Below are 19,184 nucleotides of genomic sequence, written 5' to 3'. Positions count from 1 at the left end.
TTTTACCTATTTTCCTTTAATCCTAAAACTATTCCCCACTACAAGTAGTGAGCTAAGCGACATAGAAAGCGCGGCAATAAGCGGAATCACAAAACCAGCCATAGCGAGTGGAATCGTAAGCGCATTATAAAGCAAAGAAAGAGCAAGGTTTTGCAAGATAAAACGATAGGTTTTGCGCCCCAAAACAAAAGATTCCGCGATTCCTTGCACACTGCTATCTAGCACTACCACATCACTAACGCTAATTGCAATATCAATGCCCCCACCCATTGCAATAGCAATATCACTTTTGCTAAGCGCAATAGAATCGTTAATCCCATCACCTGCCATCACAACAATTTTGCCCTGTTGGTGCAATTTATCTATGAAATTTGCCTTATCAAGCGGACTTTGTGTGGCATAATATTCTTGGATTCCAATCTCTTGTGCGACACTTTTACAAGCACCTTCATTATCTCCGCTTAAAAGTATGCAAGTAATATTTTGTGCTTTAAGATTTTCAATCGCAGTCTTTGCGTCTTTTTTGAGCGTGTCTTGCAAGATAAATTTTGCTAAAATTGTAGAATCTTTGGCAAAATAAAAGACACTTGCTTGAGATTCTTCTAATGTCGTAGGAATCGCGACTTTATGTTCTTGCAAAAGTGCTAAGTTTCCGCCAAAATAAGTTTCTCCTAGTGCTTGTGCTACGATTCCGCGTGCGTTGATTTGTGCCATTGAATCCAAAACCACTTCTTCACCCTTGCCGATAAATTTTAGCACCGCTTTGCTGATAGGGTGTGCATTTTGTGTTAGCATTGTGCGTAGGATTTTCTCTTGCATAGAATCCAAAGCTTGTGCTTGCGTGAAATACTGCACGCTAATCACTTTAAGCTTACCTTCTGTTAATGTCCCTGTTTTATCCAACACAAGCGTATCTGCCTTTGCGATAGTTTCTAAAAAACGCGCTTCTTTAAAAAGGATTCTATGTTTTAATGCTTCACTTAATCCAATCAAAGCAGCAATCGGCGTAGCAAGGGCAAGCGCACAAGGACAAGCAATAATTATCACAGAAATCATCACCATTAAAGAACGTTCAAAGGGTGCATTGAGCAAAAACTCCCAAACCAAAAAAGTGCTAAAAGCCAAAGAGAGAATCACGAGCGAAAAATAACGCGAAATTTGATTCGCCATTTCTTGAATCTTTGGACGCGCATTTAAAGAGTTTTCTACCAACCCTACAATTTTCATCATCAAAGAATCTTTAAAAGTTTTGCGAACTTGATAATTAAAAGGACAATTCAACGCCAAAGAACCAGAATAAATGGAATCCCCAGCATTCTTAACTTGTGGTAAGGATTCTCCACTCATCGCGCTTTCATCACAAAGTGCCTCTGTGCTTAGCAATGTGCCATCTAACGCAACGCGCTCACCGGGTCGCACCTGCACAATATCACCAATTTTCACGGATTCTATTGCAATTTCTTCAAAAGATTCTTGCGATGTTTTAGAATCCAAATTTTCTAGTTTGGCTTGTTTGTTTTGTGGATTTTTTAAAACACGCACACTTAAAGGCATTTGAGCATTCAACCTATCTAGGCTATCTACTGCGCTTTTTTTGCCACGCACTTCTAAAAATTTGCCAATTAACACAAAAGTAATAATCATCGCCACAGATTCAAAATAGGTCTCGCCACCGCTAAAACTTGCATAAATAGAATACAAATACGCCAAAGTTGCACCACTAATAACAAGCAAATCCATATTTGGAGTTTTGTATTTAAGGGCAACCCAAGCACCGCGCCAAAAGATGATTCCGCTAAAAAACAGCACAGGTGTAGCAAGCGCGAATCCCGCGAAGTTTAGGATATTGCGCATATCCTTTGAGATTCCACTAAAATACCCCGCATACTGCGCTACGGCAATCCACATAATATTCATCACGCAAAAGATTCCAACAACCATTTTAATATAATAATCACGTTTTTCTTTTTGTGCGTAAGTCTCTTGCAAGCGCGGGTCGTAAGCGTGTGCATTGTAGCCGATTTGACGAATCTTTTGGATAATTTGAGAGATTTTTATCGCTTTTGGGTCATAAAGAATTGTCGCTTTGTTACTTGTGTAGTTGATATTAACCTTTAAGATTCCATGTGTTTGAGAAAGGATTTTTTCATTCAGCCAAACACAAGCAATGCAATGGATTTTTTCTAAAATCAAAGAAACTTCACACAAAGATTCTTTTTGGGTTACAAAATGTTCAAAAAATGGCGTAGAATCAAAAGATTCCAAGCTTTCAGATTCTAAAATTTCTTGCGCAGGCTCTAGGGTATTGTTCCCTAATTTGCTATAAAAATCCCCTAACCCCTCGCTATTTAGAAGTTTATAAACACCCTCACAACCTTTGCAGCAAAAATACTTTTTCTCTCCATTAATTGCTGAATGAATTAGCGCTTTTTCATCAAATTCTAAATGGCAATGGTCGCAAAGGCGTTTCATAAAATCCCTAAAGTATGAAAGGTAGCAAGCTAAGGAATGCGATAAAAATCAAGCCAAAATTGATTTTTTGCCATTGTCGCTGAATGATTAAAATTAACAAACACACCAAAAATCCAGCACTTAGCCCAATGGTAATAGAAGTCGTCAAAGGCATAAGCAAGATAACAAAAAAGCTAGCAACCGCTGAAGCAGAGTCGCTAAAATCAATCCGTGCAATTTCTAAAAACATCGCCACTCCCACGACAACCAAAACAGGATAAATCGCAAAAGAAGGAATGCTTAAAAATAGTGGTAGCATAAAAAGTGTAAGGCAAAAGAAGAGTGCGGTAAAAATAGCACTAAGCCCGCTTCTCCCGCCCATTGCTACACCACTTGCGGATTCTAAAAAACTTGTTGTGGTTGAAACTCCAAACAAGCTTCCCATTGTGGTTGCAACAGCATCAACTTGCAAGGTTTTCTCCAATGCTTTATCTTTTTTTGTGCTATTATCTTCTAATGCGACAAATAGATTTGCCTTCGTTCCGATTCCTGAAAGCGTGCCTAAAGAATCAAACAAATCTGTAACCATAAGGGTTAAAATAATCGGAATAAACGCAAATTTTAAAACACTTAGAATCTCTAGCTCAAAAGCAAGCGGCGCAAGAGAAGCAGGGGAAGAAAGGATTTGTGTAGGCAAAGGAGAAATTCCAAAGAAGAATCCTAAAAGACTAAGAATGATGATTCCTAAGATAAATGCACCTTGAACTTTTAAGAGATACAAAACAAGGATTAACAAAATACCAAGAGTGCCTAAAAGTGTGGAGATTTCACTCAAATTTCCTAATAAAAGATTGCCATTTTGTAGCACAAAGAATCCCAAACCTTTAAGCCCAATAGTTGCAAGAAATGCTCCAAGCCCAACACAGAGTGCAAAGCGCAAGTTTTTGGGGATAGATTTAAGAATCCATATCCTAAAATTACTAAAAGAAACGATAATAAAAACAACACCAGAAATAAAGACAATTCCTAAAGCTTGTTGCCACGAGATTCCAATGCCTTGCACGATTCCATAGGTGAAATACGCATTTAAACCCATTCCCACACTCATTGCCACAGGTGTATTTGCATACAATCCACATGCAAGTGTAGAGAGAATCGTAACAAGTGTGATAGCTGTAATTAGAGCGTCCTTTGGCATACCTGCATGTGAAAGAATTTCAGAAGAAACAGGAATCACATAAAGCATGGATAAGAAAATCGTAAAGCCTGCCATAAGCTCTGTTTTGATATTGCTTTGCTTACTTTTAAGCTTAAAATACCGCTCTATAAACCCCTCTTTTGTATTTTGCGATTCCTCTTGTTGCATTATTTTGGCTACTTTTCTGTTTCAAATTGCTTTAGAAATTTCTTAAGATTCCTTGCAGCTTGTCGGATTCTATTTTCATTTTCTATTAAAGCAATGCGCACATAATTATCTCCATGATTGCCAAACCCAATTCCCGGACTCACTGCAATCTTTGCTTCTTGTAAAAGTCGCTTAGAAAATTCCATACTTCCTAAATGTTTGGCACATTCTGGAATCTCCGCCCAAATAAACATACTCGCTTTAGGTTTTGTCATTTTCCAACCTGCTGCGCTAAAGCTATCAATTAACACATCCATACGATGTTCGTATTTATTGGCAATTTCTTTCACACAGGTTTGGTCTTCATTTAAAGCAATCGTAGAAGCAATTTGGATTGGAGTATAAAGCCCATAATCTAGCCAACTTTTGATTTTTTGCAATGCACCAACGAGTTTTTCATTGCCCACAACACAACCTACGCGCCAACCCGCCATATTATAGCTTTTTGAAAGTGTGTAGGATTCCACTGCGACATCTAATGCACCTTCAACTTCAAAAATAGAAGGCGCGACATAGCCCCCAAAACTCAAATCTGCATAAGCAATATCATTGATAATATAGAATCTCTCCTCTTTAGCAAGCGCAACAAGTCTTTCATAGAATCTTTTATAAACCACGACTGTTGTAGGATTGTGCGGAAAATTTGTTACAACAAATTTTGGTTTAGGCATTGTGTTTTTAAGAGCTTTTTGCAAAGATTGAAAATAAGCTTCTTCGTCTAATTCATAATGTTCATTCCATTTTAGCCCAAAAGTTGCAACATTTGCTCCTGCTAACATAAACGCATAATAATGAATCGGATAAGCAGGTTCTGCAACGATTGCGGTATCGCCCGGATTTGTAATTGCTTGAATTAAATGCACATAGCCTTCTTTAGAACCCATTGAGACACAAACTTGCGTATCTGGATTAAGCGATATGCCATATTTGCGCTTGTAAGTATCACTAAATGCGAGACGCAATTTATAGATTCCTTTACTTGCAGAATAGCCATGATTTTTGGGTTTTTGCGCTGCTTCACAGAGTTTATCAATAATATGATTAGGTGTTGCGCCATCAGGATTTCCCATACTAAAATCAATCACATCTTCGCCTTCTTGGCGCATTTTTAGCTTGATTTCGTTAATAGCAGCAAAGACATATTTTGGCAAACGTTTTATGCGTTCAAACTCAATCTCATCAAACATTTCTTATCCTTCTTTAAAATTATTGTAACACAACATCTAAACCATTTTTGATAGTAATTGGTAAATAAGTATCTGTAATCTTCACAAATCGTGTATTTTTTGGAATCTCTTTTTTAATTGTGCGCATTAATTTTTGGCTGCCTACAATTTCTAAGACATTTAACTCCCTATCATAAAATACAATTTTAGGATACCAAGTAATATTGTTGCTGGATTTAACATCAAGTTGCTTTCCAGATTCAATGCTATACCAATATTCCCCTTTGAGACTTGCTTTATGGTGTTGTTTATTTAACTCTAATAAAGTCGCCTTTGGATATTTGAAGCTTGAAAGAGCGACATCATAGTTCCATTGTGAAAGATTTGTCCGCTCAATACTCTGAACAATATAACCATATCCCCTTAATCTTTCTTGCAAAAGCATAGGGTCTATGGCATATTCTGTATTCATAGAAAGCACAAATTTAAACTGCTTTTCATCTAATAAGCTTTGTTTCACCAAAAAATAATAATACCCCATTGCATCTAATACATCATAAAGCGCGCTAACAAAAGCTTGAGGATTATCATGCACCACAAAGGCTATCTCTAATTCCATTGGTTGCTTAAAAGTGAGTTTCAAAAGCCCATTTTGCTTCAACGTCTTAGAAATTTTATACAAATCAGGTTGCCCTTTATCATCTAAAAAATAACCTTGATTACTAAAAAGACGCTGAATAAACTTTTGATTAATTTTATAATCATCTACCCCTAAAAGCTGCATTACCTTATAATCTATGGGATTTTGCAAAACAGGAGTTTGTGCAAATGTAGAATCTAAAAATACAATTACGATTCCAAAGATTATAGCAACAACACTCTTTTTCATATCTACCACCCTAATCCTCTAGTCGCTACATCATACTGCCCTTGTGTAACTTGTGTAAAATTTCCTTCTTTATCTACGACAAAGAACATTTTATTGGCAGAATTAAACGCAGATTTCTCCCCTGAAACATCAACCTCTAACATTCCATGCCCCGTAACAATAGTCTGTGGTCGCCCTAAATCCACATCAAAAGCATTTTCTGTCATAAAAGAAGCTCTCTTTCTGCTATCTAAATATACAATCCCAACCCACACATTGCTCAAAGGCACAATAGAAACTTTTTTTACCTCCACATTTAAAGTTTCTTCATTGGAATCTTTTGGCAAAACATTAATAGGAGTAGAGGCAGATGCATCTAAACTATTTGTTGTTTCTAAAACCGCTGTAACATTTGTAGCGTTATTCTCTTTACCAAGGTTACTCAAATCATCTTCGTTTAAAGTTTCATTTTCAGAATCTTTTAACTTTTCTTCTTGCACTTGAGATTCTGTTTTTTGTGATTCTGCTACTTCTTCAGAATCTTCTACCATAGTAAAATTTCTATAGGTAAAAAATCCCACACTTAAAAACACTACAAGAAAAACACTTAAAATCATACCTGTTTTAGAATTTGGCTTGATAACTTCATGCGTAACTTTAAAATTCACCAAAGGTCCAATTTCTTCATCTTCACTATCATAACTCTTCCAAAATTCTTTATATTCATCTTCCCATTGCTTTAGGCTAATATGATATTCTCTCTCTAATATCTGCAATAATCCATGCGTTGTTGCATTATCTTTTAGTTCTTTATAATTGCGGTCTAAAATATATTGAATCTTATTTAACGCAATATGCGTATGTTTTGAAATTTCTCTTGCACCTATATTTCGTAATTTTTCAAAATCTTCCATTTATCATCCTATCTATCAAAATTGCACCTGCCGTGCTAACATTTAAAGAATCAAAATCTCTTTTTTGTGAAATCGTTAAATTTGCATCCATTTTCTTTAAAATTTTTGAACTCAAACCTCCACCTTCACTACCTAAAAATAATGCTTTTTTACCTTTTGTAATTACCGCAGAATCCTTGCATTCCAAGTCTGTTCCATAAAGTTTAAACCCAGCGAATTTTAACTCATTGGCAACATCTAAGGCATTATATACAAGTGCAAAAGGCATATCTAGCATTGCTCCAGCACTTGCTCGCAATGCTCCTTCTTGTTTTAATTCCTTCATTCCGCAAATCACGATTCCATCAACACCTAACACATACGCGCTACGAAAAAGCGCACCAATATTACCAACATCACTAATCCCACAAAGCACAAGAACAAACTCCATTGCCTTTAATGTGCTAAATTCCAAAGGAACAATAGAGGGAATTTCTAATAAATAACCTTGATGATTACCACCTTTCGCCATTGCTTGTGCTTTTTTGGAATCCACACGAAACAAAGGAATATTAAGCTTTACAAAGGCATTAAATTGCTTTTTGTCAATTTCTTTTGCCAAATAGATTTGTGTAATCTTGTCGCTATGTCTTAACAGTATATATTCTGCAATACGCTTGCCATAAACAACCACTGATTCTATCCTATTTTTTCTTAAAATTTTTTCCTATTTTATCAAGCTTTGGTAATAATCACTCGCATTTCCGCCTTTCATCTTCACTAGAATCTTTGCTTTAATCTTTGGCGGAATCTCTAATGCCAATAATGCTTCTTCACTCAATGTGTAACTCTCACTATTCTTTGCCTTATCTACGACCATTGCCCATTCTCCTTTAAACAAAGTTGCACTATTGGAATCTTTTAGCCTCTTTAAAACAGATTCCAAACTTCCCTTAAAGCTCTGTTGATACTTTTTTGTTAGCTCTTTTGCTAAAAACACTTCCCTATTTTTATCAATTTGCTCCATTATTTCTAAGCTCTCAATCAAACGATACGGAGATTCATAAAAAATAATAGGATAAAGGCTTTTAAATGCAGAAGAAAAATACTCCATTTTTTCTTTTATTTTATGCGGAGGAAATCCCAAAAAGCTAAATTCTTTTTCTACGATTCCGCTAAATGCCACCATTAGCGTAACAGCACTAATCCCCCCTAAAACTTCAAAAGGAAGATTATGTAGCTGCAAAAAGCGCACAAGCTCTACGCCGGGGTCGCTAATGCAAGGCATTCCCGCATCACTTAAAAAACCGATTCTTTGATTGAAAAACTCTAAGGAAACTTGGTTTAAAAATGTCTCTTGATTATGTGTGTGAAAAGCAAAATACTGATAATCCTTAGCAGACAAGAGATTGCGCTCTATTAGAAGTGAAACAAGTTTTTTGCTAACTCTTGTGTCTTCACACAAAAGCACATCACATTGCTTTAAAACTTCTAAAGTATGAAGGGTAATATCTTGCAGGTTACCAATTGGAGTGGGTAAAAAAGTAACCATACAAGCTCATTTACAAGATTTTTAGAAAACTATTTAAGCTTATATCTTTGCTTGAATTTTTCAACCCGTCCTGCTGTATCTACAACTTTATCAGAACCTGTATAAAACGGGTGGCAAAATGAAGAAATATCAATTCTTAATTCAGGTTTTGTGCTCATAATTTCAATTTGTTTTCCACTTGTTACGCAAGTTACTTTGCAAGGGACATATTCTGGGTGGATTCCTTTTTTCATTGTCTTTGCCTTTTAATAAAGTAAATATAAAAGTTGTGATTCTACCTTATAAATACTAAATTTAAGCATAAATTCTACAAATCTTTAGAATATTTTTGTTAAAATTTTCATTCTTATTTCTTGAAAATAAAATGGAGCAATCTAATGATTACACCTCGCACTTTAAGTGGTTTTAAAGACAGACTCCCAAGGGAAGCGTATGCTAAATCAACGATGTTAAAAAGCATTGTAACTTCTTTTGAAAAATTTGGATTCTCTCCTATTGAAACTCCGCATTTAGAATATGCTGAAATTCTTAAAAAACAAGGAAGTGATGAAATCCAAAAAGAAATGTATCATTTCTTAGACCATGGCGGGCGTGAAGTTGCCTTGCGCTTTGATTTAACCGTGCCTTTAGCGCGCTTTATTGCGCAATACAAAAATGAAGTTGGGCTTCCTTTTAAACGTTATTGTATTGGTAATGTATTTCGAGGGGAACGCGCTCAAAAAGGGCGTTATAGGGAATTTACTCAATGCGATTTTGATTTTATTGGCACAAATAGCATTGGAGCAGATGTCGAGATTTTACAAGTCATCTACCAAACACTTTATGATTTGGGACTTAGAGACTTTACAATCCATATTAACAACAGGAAAATTTTTAATGGATTAATGGAATCTCTTAATGCAGAAGCACACACAGTAGAAACGCTAAGAATTATTGACAAAATTGACAAAATCGGAAAAAAAAGTGTTTTACAAGAATTGCAAGAAAAAACTCCGCTAAGTTTGGATTCTATCAATATGCTTTTAAATTTTATCGCCAAAGAGCAAAATAGCAGCGCATTGGAATTGTTAAAAGAATTAGAATCTTTTAGAGAGCTAAATACCACGCTTAAAAATGGGATTGATGAGCTAAGCGCACTTTGCAAAATTTTAGAACCATTAATTCCAGCGCAATTTTATAAAATCAATCTCTCCATTGCACGTGGGCTTGGCTATTATACAGGAATCGTTTATGAAACTACACTCAATAACCTCCCCTCTTTAGGCTCTGTTTGTTCTGGCGGACGCTATGATAATCTCACACAAAACTTCTCCAAAGATTCTATGAGCGGCGTTGGAGCAAGCATTGGATTAGATAGATTGCTAGCAGGATTAGAAGAATTACATTTAATCAAAAGTGATACAAATGTCGCAAATGCACTATTAATTGCGTTAGATTCCTTAGAATATGGCTACACTGCTGCACAAAATCTGCGCAGTTTGGGGCTAAAGATTGAAGTTTATCCCGAGATTGTCAAACCTAAAAAATCTTTTGCCTATGCAAATGCGAAAGGATATAAATATGTAATTGTGCTTGGAAGCGAGGAGAAAGAGAAGCAAACTTATTCTTTAAAGGATATGGAAAGTGGAGAGCAATGGAATCACTTAAATGCGCAATCGCTGATAAAACGACTAGATAATGCGTAGAATACTTAAAAAACACAAAAAATTTTCAATTTGTGAAATCCTATTAAGTTTAACTTTTAAAAGGATTCCTTATATAGAATCTTTTACTAATCTTAAATTTTTCTTCAAAATGCCGATTTAATGCTATAATCAAAGAATTTTAAGGAGGAAAGAATGCTTAGAAAGGCTTTTTTTTATAGCGTTTTTGTGCGCTGTTTTTGAATTTGGTTTGTGTGGTGCAGGTGAGGTAAATCTACCCAAAAATGCAAAAATTGGTAAAACTTTAGAGGGTAAAAAGCTCCAAGAAATGTTACAAAAAGTAAAAGATAGCAAAAAAGCTGTTGCAGATAAAAATAAAATTCAAATGCGGACAATTTTGCCTGTAGATAATTTTACTTTTAATCCAGATACAGACATTTTAGTAGAGGTTACAGATTCTAGCGGTTCGCAAGTTTTGTATTATCTTGCTGCCAAAAAAGATAAACAAGCGTTCTGTTTTGATGTAAAAGGGACAGAAAATGCGCCTGTGGAATGGGTTGAGCCAAAGGTTGGCACGGAAGAATGGAAAGCGATAGAGAATGCCTATAATGGAACTTTTAAAGCCGATAATACAGGCGGTCCAAGAGTGGCAACAAATAGTGTAGGAATGTGGATTTATGCAACTTCTTATAAAGATTTCGCAAATGCAATCATATTTTCTCGTAATTATAGTGGAAATGGACCAATTAGGACAGACTATTTTCATGCTGTGATTAATGCTGATGGCACATTGCAAATCACTTCAGCTTTAACAGATTATTCAGTAGATAGGGTCTATACTACAAAACCTTATCCGCTCAATGAGTGGGTATATATTCAAGCATTCCAACAAGCAAATTTATATACAATAGGTTGGAAAACTGCTACTGATGAAGAGCAAAAATCCAAAACCTTTACAAGAGAGACTGATTTAGTCGGCAAGGATTTGAATAATATTTTTACCGGATTGACGGGTGCTACAAAAACTTGCGTCCCAATTAGAGAATTTTTTTATCAACCGGGTATTTATATGTTTGAATTGATGAATAATTATAATGCAAAGGCAAAAATTATGGAACAAGCTATACAAAATGTCTTTGGGTTAGATACAGAGCTAGTGGATAATATCAATGCAACAATTATGGAACAAGAATCTTACTTAAGCCTTGATAATTTTGATGTATATATTGACGATAATGGGGTAATTTATGTTGTAGATATTAGGAACACTAGCATAGGGCTTTAAAAATGGCTGATTTAACTTTACTCTCTAATCGAAGTCAATTTAGTGGCAAATATATTAAGCAATCAGAAAATGGAAAAATACAAATAACTGATAGGGAAGCATATGTAAGGGAGAGTGCTAACAAAGTAGCAACTAATTTTTTGAAAAATTCTTTAGCAAACTCTTATGGCACACAGCGCACAAGTAATTTGACAACACTTCAAGGGCAGAATGCGTGGTTTGCAAATAGTGGGCGACAATATACTTTTAATGTATTGTATGGCACACAAAATCAATATCGCTTTGCTAAATCCCAAAGCAACAATGGAATGCCTTATCAAAATCCTATCCAAATCAACGCATTAGGCGAATCAACTAAACTAAAAACTGCTATTGGGGATGGGGAGATTTTTTTGGATATGCTTGATGATAATGATTCTTTAGGGCTTGGAGAAGTGGGCAAACTCGGGAATCTTTTTAACTTTGATAGCAATGGTGATGGGTTTTTAAACCACGAAGATGAGCTTTTCTCTAAGCTTAAAATCCGTGTGGATAAAGGAGATGGCGGAGGTTAGAATCGCAAAACTTAGTGATGTGATAAGCGGAATAGATTTGTATGATTTCATCAAAGGCTATGATAACACTTTGGCTTATAATGGACTAACTTTATCAGAGATTAAACAATACCGCGCAAACTTTCATTTCCAAAAGATTCCAGAGGAAATGAAACTAGACCCTTACACAGATATTCGCGCTTTTAGGGGTAGCGAGATGAGTTTGTTTCCACCTGAGCAACATTACAAAAAAATAGACCAAAAAGATATTTATGCAATGTTTGAAGCCTACGCAGACAAAGAGGGCTGGATAAACTTTAAGGATAAAGAAGTCAATGAAGCACTCTTTGCAAGTGGGGATTTTATCACCAACTTCGCTTACAAAAAGACAAATCTAGCAGGTGTGGAAGTGCTAGAGGAGTTTAACATCGTAGATAGACTAGATAATGGTTCACGACCTTCGTCCTTTTATGAAGGAAATATCCGCGAGTTTGAGGAAAAATGGAATCGCCTCCACCCAAACACACGCTCAAGCTATGATGAGAGATACAAAGAATCTTTTGACTTTCTTTATGATAACTATTACCACTACAAAGCAAACTTTGATGAAAACAAGCAAGAATTGCTAGAAAATGAATATGTAGATGAGGAGCTAAAGAGCAAGATTGACACACTAGCGGAATCTGGTGCAATGCGTGCTATCAAGCAGCAGTTTTATGATATTACAGGCATTGAGTTTAGCGAAGAGAGACTAGAGAGAATCAAAGGCGCATTAGATGACCCAAAAGTAGCTAAAGAAGCTATTGCAGCAATGAAAGATACAGACGCAGTTACTTCTATGCGACTAGAAAATAATGGCAAGATTCTGCTTCGTTTTGATTCTGGGCGTGAGATTCTTATTGATGGGCTTTATAATGATACAGGAGAATTGCTAATAACCAAAAAAGGTGTTAGAGCAAATGAGGATTTAAGTACAAAAAATATGAGTGATGATGAACTTAAGAAAATAGACTTTAGTGAATATGGAATCAAACAAGGCGATGATATTGTAAGTTTGCAAGATATTGGCGCAGAGATGATTCGCAGACTTATGAGTGAAAATGGTAAATTTCTAGGCTTTGTTGTGCATATTGCAGGACAAAAACAAGAACAAATCGTAGAAAGTCTTTACAATCTTTATACAATAAATCAACTCAACAAAACAAGAAGTTTTCAGCTAGAGGCATAAATACCTTTAGTGTGCTTTTGCGCAACACAAAAAATTCGACTATTGCATTAAAAATAAGTCATTACGCAAATAAAACTTTTTAACAATTCTTTAAGCAATTTTGGCACTAGCTTTAAAAATATCCAAAACTAACCAAACTAAATATAAAACCCTAAAGCTACTAAAACTTTAGGATTTATTTTCAATTTATTTTTATCTTAAACCTTAGCTTCTTCGCGTCTTTGTAAATATTCCCAATATTCATCAACGCGTTTTTGCCATTCAGCAATTAAATACTCATTTTCTGGCTTAAATAAATGCTTAAATCTAGCTTGAGCTCCTAAATAATCTCTTACAGGAACTACATTTTTAGGGCGATAAGTGATTCTTAGCTCTCTACCATTGATAATTTCAAAAAGTGGGAATACTAAAGAATCCACTGCTAAATCGCTCATTTCCACGGTTTGATTTGCTGGGAATCTCCACTCTGTGGTGCAAGCACTCATAGCATTAATAAATGTAGGACCTTCTGTTTCAATCGCAGTTTTGATTTTTTTGCTCATATCTTTCCATTTATTAGGAGCAACTTGCGCTACATAAGGCGCACCATGAGCTGCCATAATAAACAATAAATCTTTCTTTCTATCTTTTTTACCATAGCTTACACGCCCAGCTGGAGTTGTTGTCGTAGAAGCACCCAAAGGAGTAGAACCACTTCTTTGCCCACCTGTATTTGCATACACCTCATTATCTAAGCACACATAAGTAAAATCATGTCCGCGCTCAAAACAACCACTAATGAATTGGAATCCAATATCATAAGTAGAGCCGTCTCCACCAAATGCTACAAATTTTGGCTCTTTTTCGCTATAGAGTCTATTTTTGCGCTTCAATGCTTTATACATTGCTTCTGCACCTGCAATTGCAGTTGAACTATTTTCAAACCCAATATGAATCCAAGGCACATCCCAAGAAGTGTAAGGATATACTGCGGTGCTAACCTCTAAACAACCTGTGGAAGTCGCTACCAACAAAGGATGATCAGTCGCGTTTAATACCTCACGCACAATCATACCATGCGCACAACCCGGACATAAAAGGTGTGCTCCCTCAAAACGCTCACTTGCTCTTGAATATTGTTTTAAATTTTTAATTTCACTCATTTAGCACTCCTTAATTAAATCCGAGTTTTGGACCTCTAAGTCCAATAAATTGTTGTGCTGGGTGTGTTAGTTTTCCTGCTTTTGCATTCTCTTGCAATTCTTTAAGAATCCCTTGTAAATGATTTTGTGTCAAATCTCTTCCACCAAGCCCATAAATATAATTGCTAGCAACGGGCTTATTAGAGCCGCCATAAAGAGCTGCAACACCTTCATTGAAGAGCATTCCCATTGCACCAGCTGGCAAACTTCTATCTAAGAATGCAACAGCTTTCACACCTTTTAATGCTTCACAAAACTCTTTATAAGGGAAAGGACGCAATACGCGAATACTCATAACGCCTGCTTTGATTCCATTTTTTCTTGCTTCTTTAACAGCAACGCGTGCAGATTCCACAGTTGTCCCAAGTGCGACAATCGCTACTTCTGCATCTTCCATATCGTATTTTTCAACAACATTATACTTGCGCCCAGTTAATTTCTCAAACTCTTTGAAAGTTCTTTCAATCACAGGCATAGAACACATAATTGCATTATGCAACTGCGCTTTATGCTCAAAATGCCAATCTTCTTCAGTTTGCGAACCATAAGTTGCAGGACGCTCAAAGTCTAGCATTGCATTTTTTGGCTTATAATCCCCAATAAATTTATAGGCTTCTGCATCGCTTAATGGGCGCACGCTTTGTGCTGTATGGGAACAAATAAATCCATCTTGATGCACCATTACAGGCAATCTTACATCATAATCTTCTGCAATTTTAAATGCCATTAAGTTAAAATCATATGCTTCTTGTGGATTATAGGTGCAGAGATTTATCCAACCTGCATCACGTCCTAAATACATATCAGAATGGTCTCCATTTACATTTAATGGACTTGCAAGTGCGCGATTAACGACATTCAAAACAATCGGCAAACGCATACCAGAAGCTTGATAAAGCACTTCGACCATTAAAGCGAATCCTTGTGAGCTTGTCGCAGTCGCTACGCGCCCACCAGCTGCTGCTGCACCCACACAGCCACTCATTGCTGCGTGTTCGGATTCCACCATTACAAATTCTCCATCAATATAGCCATTAGAAAGAAAAGTTGCATAATTTTGCACAATCGGCGTTGATGGTGTGATAGGATAAGCAGAAACAACATCAATTTGTGCTTGACGCATTGCGTGGCTTGCCGCCATATTCCCATCCCAAACTTCTACTTCTTGTAATTCATAAACTTCTGCCATTGCTAATCCTTTTTCTTACTTTCTTTTGCAGGCCATTTTGCAAGAGCCGCTTCATTTGTTTCATAATCATTAAACATTAGCAAAGATTTTGGGTTTGTTGGACAGACATCTACGCACACACCACAGCCTTTACAATGCACATAATCCACACCGCTCATCTTCTCATCTCTAACAAGAATCGAAGAATCTGGACAATATACCCAACAAAAATAACAATTAATGCAATGCTCTGTATTATACACAGGCTTTTCTACACGCCAATGCGCAACGCTTGCTGTATAAGAGCTATCTTCGCGGTATTGCCTAGAATCTGCGTGCTGTTCCACCATTGCATTTCCGCTTTTATCAAAAGGAAATAGCACAGACCCTGCTTCAAACTCATTCCAACCTTTATATTCCATCATAGCTCCTTTATTTTACTGCATTATAAGCTTTTTTGATAACTTCCATATTTGCATCAATAACTTTTTGTGGAAGTTTTTTGCCCAGCACTTTCTTAAAAGATTCCAAGAAAAAGTCTAATTCAAGCGCACCAGAAATTTTCAAAAACGCCCCAAGCATTGGTGCATTAGGAATCGATTTTCCAAATGCTTCTAAAGAAAGTCCAATACAATCTAAAATATAAACTTCTTTATCTTTAAGTTCAGGCTTACTTGCCAAAAACTCTTCTTTGCTTAAATGCGTTGTAATGATATATTTTGTTGTTTCTTTTGCGTTTGCGCAAATATCTGTAATATAAACCAAACCCGGGTCAATCACTAAAATATAATCCGGATTCATAAACTTTTCGTGGTTTAAAATAGGATTATCATCAATTCTATTATATGCAGTCATTGCCGCACCTCTTTTTGCTGAACCATAAAATGCAAACGCTTGCACTTCTTTGCCTGTGCCTGCAATCACATCTGCTAAACCTTTTGCACCGGTTACTGCGCCTTGCCCTGCGCGGCTATGCCATCTAATCTCAAGCATACTGCCTCCTAAATTGATTTATTACTCTAAAATTCTAAAGAATCCCTTCTAAAAAATCTCTTTTTTACACAAATTCAATCAGGATTTTTTACAAATCCTAATAAAATTGTGTAAAAATAACCCAAAAATTTCCTACGATTCCACTTTAACATACATTTTCATTTCTTTGCAATAATCAACATTATGTTTCTTTTAGTAACATAATTGCATAATAGTTTTTGCTTTTTAACACAGATTAAACTACAATACCACATACAATACAAAAGGGATAATATGGAATCTAAAGCATTATTTGAAGCAATATTCTCTGCACTAAATGCAAAAAGTGCGCAAGAGAAATGCCAAAGAGTGCAAGAAATTTGGAAGAATTTCCAACATTTCACCCTAGAAAATTCTACGATTCTACCTTTGGGAACTCCGACATTTGCACACTTTTGCCAAATCGTCCCTCCTAAAAAAGTCCCTCAAGGTAAATATCTAAAAACAGATTTGAATGCAGCCCATTTACTGCATTCTATTGCTCATATTGAATTTTCCGCCATTGATTTAGCCTTAGATTGCGCGTATCGCTTTAGAGGGCTGCCAAAACACTATTATTATGATTGGTTAGAAGTCGCGCAAGAAGAAGTGAAACATTTTTTAGCCTTAGAAAACCTTTTACATAGCATTGGCTTTAAATATGGAGATTTTGGCGTGCATACTTTACTTTTTGATTCTATGCGCAATTGCAATACTCTACTAGATAGAATCGCGCTAATTCCTCGCGGAATGGAAGCTGTTGGTTTAGATGTGAATCCTTTTTTATGCGCTAAAGTCAGCAATAGCACACACAGAATCAAAGATGAGCTTTTAAGTGTTTTAGAAATGATTTTAAATGACGAAATTAGCCATGTTACTAAAGGAAATATTTGGTTTAATGCTATATGCGATAGAGAAAAGATTCCACAAAATGCGCGCCCTAGAACTTATGTAGAGATTCTAAAACATTATAATTTTTCTTTTCCTAAAGCAAATGCGCGGCTTAACACACAAGCTAGACTTCAAGCTGGCTTCACAAAAGAAGAGCTTACCCTACTCCAAAATGCAGCCTTTGCTTCTAAAAACCCTAAGTGAAAATGTGCCTCGCTTTCAGTCTCTCCCATATAAGAACCTCTTTGGATTGCATAAGGTTCTTTGATGATAGAAATCTGCTCTTCTAGCATTTTCAAAATTCTTCACTCTTTCTTCTATGTCCTAATAGCTAATATAAAGTTAATTTTTGCGGGTAATTAGGTGTGGCGTAAGGTCCTCTTGCTACTTTATTATTTTAATTGCACAATAGCTTTAAGTGTTTTGTTGATATATTCCATAAAAGTTTTATCATTTAATGCTTGGTGGTATTGTTCTTGTTTTGGAGTTTGGAATCTCCAATCTAAATATCCTTGAGAATTGATTGTTTCAGGCAGCAAATGCGGCTCTTTGTTGCCTTTTGAAAAATAGTAATAAAGCCACATATTGCATTCAAGGCTAGATTGCATAAAATCATCAATACTTAAGATATTTTCTTTTATGGAATTGTAGTTTTTTATACTATCTCCGCCATAATAGAATTGTTCAAACTTTTCCCAGCTCTTTTGGTATTCGCTTTTTATCGTTTCAGGGGATTGTGCTTTGAAAACTGCTCCTTGTTGCGCCATAAAAGCGACTAATAATCCTTCTTTTGAAATTTCATCATCATTAATATATTTTGCGATTCCATAAGTTTTATCGCACATATAAAAATCATTTTGACTTATAGGGCTGCTTGTATCAAGGGAGCAAAATAAGCTTTTAGCTCCATTATCTAGCGCAAATGCTGATAAAGATTGATTTTGTTTTAAGGCAGATTCTAATTCTTCTTGATTGTTATAGACTTTTTTTAAATGCACTTCGCCTTTTGCGTTGTTATGACTATCATAAGCAATTCCTGCTGGAAAATATGTGTTTAATTCTTTTATGGCGTATGAATCTTTTGTGAAATCCTTAGCCAAAGGCTCTAATTGCTCATAAGCCCATTTAAAAACACTTGCAATATCAAGCTTATTAAAATGGCTTTGCCCATTTGCAAGTGGCATAACATCTGCATAATAGACGCCATTTTTCAATATAAATTTTCTGCTCTCTTCGCTTGGCATAGGCATTGTATTTGGCATTACATAGGTTTTGTGCATTTTTTCTAAGGTTTCTTTATGGATTTTAAAATCACTGGGTAAATTAGCAGCTTTGTTAAAGTCCTCTCCCATAAAGCCATTTTCATCTACGCTATATCCTAAAAATGTTGTTTTGCTTGTGTTGGGTGTTAGCAATGTTTGAAAATCATACATTTTAGAAGTGGCGATACTTGCTAAAGCATTAGGATTTGAAAAATTGCTCATTTCTAGTTTTTCTGTTTGTGCTGATAATAAAGTATCAAAAGAGTTTTTAGGAGAATTGATTGTGTGATAAGCGGAATTTATCTCTCTTGGACTTAACTGCGATACCTTAATATTGCTTTTTATTTCCATTAAAACTTCTTCCACAAACTTACTGTAAAAACACTATCAGGAGCAGATGAGCTTCCACCAGCAGTTCCAGAAACAGAAAGTGCAGTATTAGAGTTTAAACTATAAGTTGCACCTAGAGAAAATGTAGGAATAGAATAAGAATTTGAAGTTTTCCTACCTTCAAATTTAGAGCTTGTTTGGTATCTTTGCTCTAATGCAACATCTAAAGAGATTTTAGGGCTTAAAATCACAGACATATCAGCCCCAAAGTTAATGGTATTCCCATATTCTAATTTTCCATAATCAAAGTTTCTATC

Annotated in this window: 18 protein-coding genes and 1 pseudogene; 5 read left to right on the top strand and 14 right to left on the bottom strand. The window is 35.7% G+C overall.

The window, feature by feature from the left end; genetic code table 11:
- Positions 1 to 6 precede the first annotated feature (6 nt).
- Genes LS70_RS03505 through rpmE form a run of 8 tightly spaced genes read right to left on the bottom strand, consistent with a single transcriptional unit; the run spans position 7 to position 8,568 of the window.
- Complete coding sequence (locus LS70_RS03505) at positions 7 to 2,472, bottom strand: heavy metal translocating P-type ATPase (RefSeq protein ID WP_034287180.1); 2,466 nt, start codon at positions 2,470 to 2,472, stop codon at positions 7 to 9.
- A gap of 7 nt (positions 2,473 to 2,479) precedes the next feature.
- Positions 2,480 to 3,817, bottom strand: a complete 1,338-nt coding sequence (locus LS70_RS03500) for an NCS2 family permease (protein ID WP_052083262.1) — start codon at positions 3,815 to 3,817, stop codon at positions 2,480 to 2,482.
- A gap of 8 nt (positions 3,818 to 3,825) precedes the next feature.
- Complete coding sequence (locus LS70_RS03495) at positions 3,826 to 5,043, bottom strand: LL-diaminopimelate aminotransferase (protein ID WP_138109336.1); 1,218 nt, start codon at positions 5,041 to 5,043, stop codon at positions 3,826 to 3,828.
- Between the two features lie 19 nt (positions 5,044 to 5,062).
- On the bottom strand, positions 5,063 to 5,911 hold the full coding sequence (locus tag LS70_RS03490; RefSeq protein WP_236096434.1) for a hypothetical protein: 849 nt from the start codon (positions 5,909 to 5,911) through the stop codon (positions 5,063 to 5,065).
- 2 nt (positions 5,912 to 5,913) lie between these two features.
- Entirely contained in the window at positions 5,914 to 6,804 is an 891-nt protein-coding gene (locus tag LS70_RS03485) for a hypothetical protein (protein WP_034291167.1), read from the bottom strand.
- Complete coding sequence (gene rlmB, locus LS70_RS03480; RefSeq protein WP_034291165.1) at positions 6,791 to 7,477, bottom strand: 23S rRNA (guanosine(2251)-2'-O)-methyltransferase RlmB; 687 nt, start codon at positions 7,475 to 7,477, stop codon at positions 6,791 to 6,793. The genes LS70_RS03485 and rlmB overlap by 14 nt, the downstream gene beginning before the upstream one ends.
- A gap of 33 nt (positions 7,478 to 7,510) precedes the next feature.
- Positions 7,511 to 8,335: a 16S rRNA (cytidine(1402)-2'-O)-methyltransferase gene (gene rsmI / locus LS70_RS03475; protein ID WP_034291163.1), complete on the bottom strand. Its 825-nt coding sequence runs from the start codon at positions 8,333 to 8,335 to the stop codon at positions 7,511 to 7,513.
- A gap of 29 nt (positions 8,336 to 8,364) precedes the next feature.
- A complete protein-coding gene (gene rpmE / locus LS70_RS03470) occupies positions 8,365 to 8,568 on the bottom strand; it encodes a 50S ribosomal protein L31 (protein ID WP_034291161.1) in 204 nt (67 codons plus the stop codon).
- A gap of 144 nt (positions 8,569 to 8,712) precedes the next feature.
- Between rpmE and hisS the strand changes: the two genes are divergently transcribed.
- The 4 genes from hisS to LS70_RS03450 all read left to right on the top strand — a co-directional run bounded on the left by hisS (position 8,713) and on the right by LS70_RS03450 (position 13,024).
- Entirely contained in the window at positions 8,713 to 10,020 is a 1,308-nt protein-coding gene (gene hisS / locus LS70_RS03465) for a histidine--tRNA ligase (protein ID WP_034291159.1), read from the top strand.
- Positions 10,021 to 10,204: 184 nt separating this feature from the next.
- On the top strand, positions 10,205 to 11,263 hold the full coding sequence (locus LS70_RS03460) for a hypothetical protein (RefSeq protein WP_034291157.1): 1,059 nt from the start codon (positions 10,205 to 10,207) through the stop codon (positions 11,261 to 11,263).
- A 2-nt stretch (positions 11,264 to 11,265) separates the two neighbouring features.
- Positions 11,266 to 11,817, top strand: coding sequence for a hypothetical protein (locus LS70_RS03455; RefSeq protein WP_034291155.1), 552 nt, complete (start codon positions 11,266 to 11,268; stop codon positions 11,815 to 11,817).
- On the top strand, positions 11,804 to 13,024 hold the full coding sequence (locus tag LS70_RS03450) for a hypothetical protein (protein WP_034291153.1): 1,221 nt from the start codon (positions 11,804 to 11,806) through the stop codon (positions 13,022 to 13,024). Before LS70_RS03455 ends, LS70_RS03450 begins: the two co-directional genes overlap by 14 nt.
- Before the next feature lie 197 nt (positions 13,025 to 13,221).
- Here the strand turns inward: LS70_RS03450 and LS70_RS03445 are convergent, their stop codons facing one another.
- From LS70_RS03445 to LS70_RS03430, 4 genes are read right to left on the bottom strand one after another with little or no spacing between them, the layout of a single operon-like run.
- Positions 13,222 to 14,166, bottom strand: a complete 945-nt coding sequence (locus tag LS70_RS03445) for a thiamine pyrophosphate-dependent enzyme (RefSeq protein ID WP_034291151.1) — start codon at positions 14,164 to 14,166, stop codon at positions 13,222 to 13,224.
- Positions 14,167 to 14,176: 10 nt separating this feature from the next.
- Entirely contained in the window at positions 14,177 to 15,394 is a 1,218-nt protein-coding gene (locus LS70_RS03440) for a 2-oxoacid:ferredoxin oxidoreductase subunit alpha (protein ID WP_034291149.1), read from the bottom strand.
- A 2-nt stretch (positions 15,395 to 15,396) separates the two neighbouring features.
- Complete coding sequence (locus LS70_RS03435) at positions 15,397 to 15,795, bottom strand: 4Fe-4S dicluster-binding protein (RefSeq protein ID WP_034291147.1); 399 nt, start codon at positions 15,793 to 15,795, stop codon at positions 15,397 to 15,399.
- 10 nt (positions 15,796 to 15,805) lie between these two features.
- On the bottom strand, positions 15,806 to 16,366 hold the full coding sequence (locus tag LS70_RS03430; protein WP_034291145.1) for a pyruvate flavodoxin oxidoreductase subunit gamma: 561 nt from the start codon (positions 16,364 to 16,366) through the stop codon (positions 15,806 to 15,808).
- 273 nt (positions 16,367 to 16,639) lie between these two features.
- Here LS70_RS03430 and LS70_RS03425 point away from each other — a divergent pair, with 273 nt between their 5' ends.
- The gene (locus tag LS70_RS03425; protein WP_034291144.1) at positions 16,640 to 17,479 is read left to right on the top strand and encodes a ferritin-like domain-containing protein; all 840 of its coding nucleotides are present in this window, start codon (positions 16,640 to 16,642) and stop codon (positions 17,477 to 17,479) included.
- 188 nt (positions 17,480 to 17,667) lie between these two features.
- Here LS70_RS03425 and LS70_RS03420 read toward each other — a convergent pair whose 3' ends face one another.
- Together LS70_RS03420 and LS70_RS03415 are read right to left on the bottom strand one after the other, a co-directional pair.
- Positions 17,668 to 18,888, bottom strand: a complete 1,221-nt coding sequence (locus LS70_RS03420; RefSeq protein WP_138109335.1) for a Cj0814 family flagellar-dependent secreted protein — start codon at positions 18,886 to 18,888, stop codon at positions 17,668 to 17,670.
- Positions 18,888 to 19,184 (bottom strand): annotated as a pseudogene (locus LS70_RS03415) (hypothetical protein); the annotation flags it as partial. The gene LS70_RS03420 and the pseudogene LS70_RS03415, both read right to left, overlap by 1 nt.

It is taken from the genome of Helicobacter sp. MIT 11-5569 (assembly GCF_000765695.2).
Classification (GTDB): Bacteria; Campylobacterota; Campylobacteria; order Campylobacterales; family Helicobacteraceae; genus Helicobacter_D.
The sequence above is the reverse complement of the archived record's forward strand: the minus strand, read 5'-3'. Positions and strand labels throughout refer to the sequence as shown.